This is a genomic window from Vibrio sp. 10N.261.55.A10, from assembly GCF_041470825.1.
GTDB classification, from domain to species: domain Bacteria; phylum Pseudomonadota; class Gammaproteobacteria; order Enterobacterales; family Vibrionaceae; genus Vibrio; species Vibrio crassostreae_C.
The window spans coordinates 1-4,529 of record NZ_JBFRNC010000093.1; the positions used below are offsets into that span (position 1 = coordinate 1).

The 4,529-nt window shown below is 41.9% G+C and carries 2 protein-coding genes and 6 tRNA genes; 7 read left to right on the top strand and 1 reads right to left on the bottom strand.

What is annotated here, in order from left to right:
* Window positions 1-67: 67 nt before the first annotated feature.
* The 7 genes from AB4274_RS21390 (at window position 68) to AB4274_RS21420 (ending at window position 2,911) form a co-directional block, all read left to right on the top strand.
* Window positions 68-143 (top strand) — tRNA-Asn (locus AB4274_RS21390).
* A 382-nt stretch (window positions 144-525) separates the two neighbouring features.
* Window positions 526-2,151, top strand: coding sequence for a methyl-accepting chemotaxis protein (locus tag AB4274_RS21395; RefSeq protein WP_372113182.1), 1,626 nt, complete (start codon window positions 526-528; stop codon window positions 2,149-2,151).
* Between the two features lie 235 nt (window positions 2,152-2,386).
* Window positions 2,387-2,462: transfer RNA gene (locus tag AB4274_RS21400), tRNA-Phe, on the top strand.
* A 56-nt stretch (window positions 2,463-2,518) separates the two neighbouring features.
* Window positions 2,519-2,594, top strand: a tRNA-Thr gene (locus AB4274_RS21405).
* 24 nt (window positions 2,595-2,618) lie between these two features.
* A tRNA-Asn gene (locus AB4274_RS21410) sits at window positions 2,619-2,694 on the top strand.
* Between the two features lie 36 nt (window positions 2,695-2,730).
* Window positions 2,731-2,806, top strand: a tRNA-Thr gene (locus AB4274_RS21415).
* Window positions 2,807-2,835: 29 nt separating this feature from the next.
* Window positions 2,836-2,911 (top strand) — tRNA-Asn (locus tag AB4274_RS21420).
* A 344-nt stretch (window positions 2,912-3,255) separates the two neighbouring features.
* Here AB4274_RS21420 and AB4274_RS21425 read toward each other — a convergent pair.
* On the bottom strand, window positions 3,256-3,651 hold the full coding sequence (locus tag AB4274_RS21425; protein ID WP_017060180.1) for a DUF2391 family protein: 396 nt from the start codon (window positions 3,649-3,651) through the stop codon (window positions 3,256-3,258).
* Window positions 3,652-4,529: the final 878 nt, after the last annotated feature.

The window sequence follows — 4,529 nt, forward strand, 5'->3', positions numbered from 1 at the left end:
TCGAGGCACCATTATTTGGTGCTTAACAAATAATGGTCTTTATAGACCTGATGTTGACACAAATAATTCCCCTTTAGTTCAGTTGGTAGAACGGCGGACTGTTAATCCGTATGTCGCAAGTTCAAGTCTTGCAAGGGGAGCCACATTCAAGAAAGCCAAGTCGAAAGACTTGGCTTTTTTTCGTTTGAACAAAAACAAACTCTATTCAATATACACATCAGCTCCTCACTAACTCTTAATCAGTCTCGATAAATTGAGTTATCTCCTTTTAGTACTCTTACTACAGCAGTTGATTCTAAGTTCTATAAAGCATATCCACTACAACAGAACCAACGCCTTATAAAGTTCATGACCCGCTAATATTCACATTAAAACAAATAGAACCAAGTCCTGTTACTTTTTTTTCTTCGAAAATTTAATCCCTATCATACTTTGATGTCTTTCTAATATCTGCCTTACACCACTTAGATTAAGATTCGATGAATTATACCTAATACTAATTATTGAATCGCTGCGCGGGGAAATATGAAACTAAAAACGCAAGCTTACTTATTATCGGGCATCATCTTGATCGCCCTGCTAGCACTGACGGCTACAGGCTTATGGACCTTAAGAGTTGCTAGCAACATGGACAACAAAGCTCGCGTAACAGAGCTGTTTAAGAGCGCATACAGCATTCTTACTGAAGTCGAAAAAATGGCGATTGATGGCACACTAGAAGAAGAGCAAGCCAAGCAACTAGCTACTAGCCTTCTACGCAACAACATCTATAAAGATAATGAATATGTTTACGTAGCCGATGAGAACATGACGTTTATCGCGACACCATTAGATCCTCAACTGCACGGAACCAGTTTTAACGACTTTAAAGATGGCGACGGCAATAGTGTTGGGCAGCTAATCCAAAGAGTACTTGGTAATCGTACTGGCGAGATCATTGAGTACACCTGGACACAAAAACTGCCAGATGGAACGATTGAAGAAAAACTGTCTATTGCAGAGAAAACGCCACATTGGGGTTGGGTTGTCGGCACTGGTATCGGGTTCAATGAAGTTAACGCTCGTTTTTGGTCTACTGCTCAATGGCAGCTATTCCTTTGTGTCGTGATTGCTGGTCTTATTCTGGCGAGCCTAATTGTATCCATTAAACGCATGCTAGCGCTTCTTGGCGGCGAACCTAAAGACGTACGAGAAGCACTACAAGCCGTAGCACAAGGTCGAATTCAAACCTCTTTCGAAACTCAGGCAATTGACGGCAGTATCTATCACGCCGTACAACAAATGAGTAAGTCATTGGCTGAGCTAGTATCAAACCTTGACGCTTCAATGCTGGCATTAAGAGGCGAACTGCAGCGCGTAGAAGATCGCGCTGGGTCAATTGGTCAACTGACAGACACCCAACAGCAATCAACAGAGATGATCGCGACAGCAATGACCGAGATGGCCTCTTCAGCCAATAACGTAGCTGCTTCAGCTAGCGATACCGCGCGCAACACCGACGAGGCCGACAAACAGAGCCAGCATACCCAACAACTCATTCACAACACAGTAGATAACATTCAAGGCTTAGCAGGCCAACTAGGCACAGCAAGCGAAGCTGTCGCTAACCTAGATAACGATGTAAACAACATTGCAAAAGTATTGGATGTGATTGGTGATATAGCGGAGCAAACTAACCTATTGGCACTAAATGCAGCCATTGAAGCAGCTCGAGCTGGCGAACAAGGTCGTGGATTTGCTGTTGTAGCAGATGAGGTTCGTAACCTTGCAGGCAGAACACAATCGAGCACAAAAGAAATCCAATTAATGATTAATAACCTTCAAGAGGGATCTCGCAACGCAATTCAAACCATGGAAGTGTGTGCCGCGACCAGTGAAAGCACCGTAACAGAGTCTCAAAACGCCTCTGAAGCACTACAACAGATTGTTGTCGCATTAGAGTCCATTTCATCAATGAGTCATCAAATCGCAACAGCGGCCGCTGAGCAGACTCAGGTGAGCGATGATATATCGAAGCGTATCAATATGATCGAAGAGAGCGGTAACCAACTGAGCAATGTCGTAACAGAAAGTCATAACAGCACCCAAACTCTTGCCTCTCTTTCCAACGAATTAGAAGCTTGGGTTAATAGGTTTGAAGTAAAACACTAAACTCCCTAGAAAATTTTCAAATAAAAAAGCACGTTTTCATACGTGCTTTTTTTATTTCGGCGCCCATTCAGTGTAGTTAACCGTAGTTTTACTATCTTTTAGGGCATGCTAGACCTAGGTTTTTCACCCCAAATGAGCAAAAACAACCCACTAAGTATAGAAAAACATCAAACGATACTTTTTTTGCAATTTAATGTTGACCCAGAACGCGAAAACACGTTTAATACACCTCGTCGCCCGGATAGCTCAGTCGGTAGAGCAGAGGATTGAAAATCCTCGTGTCGGTGGTTCGATTCCGCCTCCGGGCACCACAATTTATTTGTTGGTGTCTTAGACAACAACAGTAAAGCACAAAGAAATATTATGTGCCGACTTAGCTCAGTAGGTAGAGCAACTGACTTGTAATCAGTAGGTCACCAGTTCGACTCCGGTAGTCGGCACCATTTCTTTAAAGCTTTAAGAATAATTCCCCTTTAGTTCAGTTGGTAGAACGGCGGACTGTTAATCCGTATGTCGCAAGTTCAAGTCTTGCAAGGGGAGCCAAGTTAATCATCAAGCATAAGCTTTTTGATTCATGATGCCGACTTAGCTCAGTAGGTAGAGCAACTGACTTGTAATCAGTAGGTCACCAGTTCGATTCCGGTAGTCGGCACCATTCTCTTGATTAGAGACTAAACAATCAATTCCCCTTTAGTTCAGTTGGTAGAACGGCGGACTGTTAATCCGTATGTCGCAAGTTCAAGTCTTGCAAGGGGAGCCAATTAAAAGAAGCCGCATCATTGATGCGGCTTTTTTGCATCTAAAGATCCTAACTTATTAATACAACTACCCTCACCTTTCAAATACCATATTCAATTCAGAAACCAACCGTTTTTATATCCTTCCAAAGCTACAAATCTTCGCTACTTAATGCTCTTCAAAATCTCCCAACAACAAACGACACATTCACGTAAGAGTCAGTCACAGTACGTTGCTACTCATTTTATTGACTAGGAGATCGGTTGAAAAAATCAATACTAAGTTTGGAGGTAAGAAAGCTAAATAACGAATCAAGTAAGCGCTGAAAAGCTCTGTAAGACACTTCAATCCAAATTGATACACAGATTACTCTTTATCAAAACTATCCACTACAATAGCGCCCATAGAGGCTGGCATTGAAATAACAATCACTCTTTTGATCGATACGACGGGATCACTCAATAGAGGTAATTTGTCCAGGCAAGTCAGTACCAAAGCAACGACCAATGCCGTCATAACATAAGCAATCACTATTCTGAAAATAAACACCGGCAACCGAGCAACAACATCTTTTTGAAAGACACTCTCATACGTATAGAAGCCTAAGAACACCGCAGACAGTAAAAATAGCAGCAATAGATTAGCGGTAGGTAAAGTCTCCCCTAACTTCCAAGCCTCTTCAGAAAAAGAAATCGGCACGGCCAAGGCAAAAGATCCCACAAAGATCTGGCTCGCATCTTCAAAGTTAAAACTCAATTTCATAATTCGACCCATTAGGTTTAAGGCTTTATCTAATTCTGAAAAGAATCACAAAACTATCCGCCAATGATTTGGGGGATTTTTATTTCTACTAAGCAAACAGTAGTGACCTTCTAGCATCATCTTAGTCGCAATAACCAAAACATAGCTTGAACTAACCAGCAAGAAATCAATATGCTCAGAGCAAAACGGTCAACACGACTGATTAATATCGAGTCAACAAACACATCAAAATCGAAGACAGAGTGGTAACCCCTAATATACCAGCACCTAGAACCAAAGAATCTAAATCCGCAGGGTGATAAACGTCACTTCACGAATACGAGGGATGCTCTATTTCTTCGCTTATATACCCCTCAGGCACCACTTGGGAACACACTTAGCGACTCTCACCTTTAAGCTGAATCTAGCCTACTTTCACCCTTTGAAGTACTTAGAACGAGTCGCTCAATACCATCGAGAGTGGTTTTAAGCTCAATGCATAACAAGAGACATTAAGTCGACTCATTATGAGCTCTAGCGTTCTTAAGAGAAGCCTCCATGATAGAGCCCTAATTACACGTATCCTATAGATTCACAGATAGAGCAGAAGTCAGATTTCGTAGCCGAAAGGCTGTTAACTAATACTGAGAGCCGCTCACTTAATAAAGGAAACATCTACAGCGCGTATGGCTCGAGTATCTGAATGCTAAACTTAAAGCTAGATACGTTTGAAATCATGCTCGAGTCACCTCACAGCTGGAATCAGAAATGATGTAGTCCTAATCATGAGTTGGTTTTGGGAAAAACCTGAGCTAAGAGCTGTGGGCTGCGGGAAAATCTTTTGTGTAAGTTATTCGACTGACGTGCGAAACACTATGATTTATACCAATTAAAGTAAA

What these genes read in the sequence shown, in the direction of transcription:
- AB4274_RS21395 (WP_372113182.1), top strand. Translation starts at nt 526, where the DNA reads ATGAAACTAAAAACGCAAGCTTACTTATTATCGGGCATCATCTTGATC.
- AB4274_RS21425 (WP_017060180.1), bottom strand. Translation starts at nt 3,651, where the DNA reads ATGAAATTGAGTTTTAACTTTGAAGATGCGAGCCAGATCTTTGTGGGA.